At 72.3% G+C, this 2,290-nt stretch carries 3 protein-coding genes; 2 read left to right on the forward strand and 1 reads right to left on the reverse strand.

From position 1 onward, the window contains the following. Positions 1-432: 432 nt before the first annotated feature. Both B7767_RS32585 and B7767_RS32590 read left to right on the forward strand, forming a co-directional pair. Positions 433-729 carry a type II toxin-antitoxin system VapB family antitoxin gene (locus B7767_RS32585; protein ID WP_004943146.1) on the forward strand — a complete coding sequence of 99 codons (297 nt, stop codon included), beginning with the start codon at positions 433-435 and terminating at the stop codon, positions 727-729. A 136-nt stretch (positions 730-865) separates the two neighbouring features. Continuing rightward, complete coding sequence (locus B7767_RS32590) at positions 866-1,477, forward strand: LytR C-terminal domain-containing protein (RefSeq protein ID WP_085575270.1); 612 nt, start codon at positions 866-868, stop codon at positions 1,475-1,477. Positions 1,478-1,545: 68 nt separating this feature from the next. Here B7767_RS32590 and upp read toward each other — a convergent pair whose 3' ends face one another. Then, entirely contained in the window at positions 1,546-2,181 is a 636-nt protein-coding gene (gene upp / locus B7767_RS32595; RefSeq protein WP_030850262.1) for a uracil phosphoribosyltransferase, read from the reverse strand. Between the last annotated feature and the right edge of the window lie 109 nt (positions 2,182-2,290).

Raw genomic sequence — 2,290 nt, forward strand, 5'->3', positions numbered from 1 at the left:
CGGTGCCTCGTCGAGCGCCACGACGACGGCGCCGAGGTCGTCCGGCGGGACGCCGCCGACGGCGGGGAGCCGCGGGGACGACCGGAGGAACCCCCGGCTTCGGCGAGCGACGCGCGGCCCACGGTCCGGCGCGCTGTCCACGGCCCGGTGAGGGACCGCGGCCCGGCGCGCGGTCCACGGCCCGGTGAGGGACCACGGCCCGGTGAGGGACCGCGGCAACGGCCGCGAAGGATTCCGGGAAGCGGACGGAAGCCTCCCCCGGGAGGGCGGAACGACGGCCGGGGGTCCCGGAAGCGGTGGCCGACGGCTCGGTCTCACGATCGGTCATATCAGATCACCATCCCGTTTCGCCCCGTATTCGGGTGCCTTTTCCGGCGTCGCACTGCGTCGCCATGGCTGCGCCCGGAACGCGTTGACCGGTAGGCTTTCCGTGTGATCTTCAAGCGCATCGGAAACGGCCGGCCGTACCCCGACCACGGCCGGGAGAGCACCCGGCAGTGGGCGGACGTCGCGCCGCGCCCGGTCCGCCTCGATCAGCTCGTGACGACCAAGCAGCAGCTCGACCTCGAGACCCTCCTCGCCGAGGACTCGACCTTCTACGGCGACCTCTTCGCGCACGTCGTGAAGTGGCAGGGCGATCTGTACCTGGAGGACGGGCTGCACCGCGCGGTGCGGGCCGCGCTCCAGCAGCGTCAGGTGCTGCACGCCCGCGTCCTCGAACTGGACTGACGCCCGACCGACGTCCTCCCGTGCGGCCCGTTTTGACCCTTTCGGGTCGGACTGCGCACAGTCGGATGATCATCTGGTATGCATTGCCGCCCGAGCGCACTACGCTGCGCCCATGAGCATGCTCACTCCACCCGGCATGGGCGGCCAGTACCGGATCACGGGTGACAAGTACCCGCGGATGCGCCGGCCCCGGCGGCGCGGCAGGCTCGTCGTCCTGACCGTCGCCTCCGCAGCCGTGCTCGGCGTGGGCGGCTGGGGCACGCTCCAGCTCATCGACGTGTTCACCGGTGGCGGTGACTCCGCTCCCGCGAACGGCACCAGGGCGGCCTGCGCCGACACGGTGAGCCGTACGACCGCCCCGAAGGCGCTGCCCCGGCCCGGGACCATCACGGTCAACGTCCTCAACGCCACGACCCGCGGCGGACTCGCCCAGAAGACCGCCGACGAGCTGAAGAAGCGCGGCTTCAAGGTCGGCGAGGTCGGCAACGCGACCAAGGAGTACGACAAGAAGGTCAAGGGCACCGGCGTGCTCCTCGGGCCCGCCGCCGCCCTCGACACCTCGCTGCCGGTGCTCGGCACCCAGCTCGCCGACGCCGAACGCCGTACCGACCCCGCCCGCGAGGGCACCGAGGTCGACCTGATCATCGGCGACGGGTTCAAGGCCCTGACGACGAAGGCGGACGCCGACCGGGCCCTGACCGCACTGGCCGAACCCGAGGCGACGCCCGCCTCGAAGAAGAACTGCTGAGCCGGAGAAGGACCGCGGAGAGCCGGGGAGGAAGCCGCTGAGCCGCGGGCCCTGCTGAGCCGCGGGGCCTACTCCGCCGCCCCGTACATCCGGTCCCCCGCGTCGCCGAGGCCCGGCACGATGTAGCCGTGCTCGTTGAGCCGCTCGTCGACCGACGCCGTCACCACCGTCACCGGGGTGCCGGCCAGCTCGCGCTCCATGATCTCGACGCCCTCGGGCGCGGCCAGCAGCACCACGGCGGTCACGTCGTCCGCGCCGCGCCGGATCAGCTCCTGGATCGCCGCGACCAGCGTGCCGCCGGTGGCGAGCATCGGGTCCAGGACGTAGACCTGGCGCCCGGAGAGGTCCTCCGGCATCCGGGTGGCGTACGTCGACGCCTGCAGCGTCTCCTCGTTGCGGATCATGCCGAGGAAGCCCACCTCGGCGGTCGGCAGCAGCCGCACCATGCCGTCCAGCATGCCGAGACCGGCCCGCAGGATCGGCACCACCAGCGGACGCGGGTGGGAGAGCTTGACACCCGTGGTCCGCTCGACCGGCGTCTGGATGTCGACCTGTTCGGTGCGCACGTCGCGCGTGGCCTCGTAGGCGAGCAGGGTGACCAGTTCGTCGGCGAGACGGCGGAAGGTCGCGGAGTCGGTGCGCTGGTCGCGCAGCGTGGTGAGCTTGTGGGCGACCAGGGGGTGGTCGACGACGTGGAGACGCATGGCGTCAACATTAACCGGGCCCGGTCGGCCCGGCGTCCCCGCACACGGCAAGCCCTCCGTGCGCCCGCCACTCGTTCGCTGGCGTCAAACCGCCTGTCCGGGGGAAGGT

This window comes from Streptomyces sp. 13-12-16, assembly GCF_002114215.1.
GTDB lineage: Bacteria > Actinomycetota > Actinomycetes > Streptomycetales > Streptomycetaceae > Streptomyces.

Bases quoted from the DNA above. Each gene is read 5' to 3' on its own strand.
- B7767_RS32590 (WP_085575270.1), top strand. From the start codon at position 866: ATGGGCGGCCAGTACCGGATCACGGGTGACAAGTACCCGCGGATGCGC.
- upp (WP_030850262.1), bottom strand. From the start codon at position 2,181: ATGCGTCTCCACGTCGTCGACCACCCCCTGGTCGCCCACAAGCTCACC.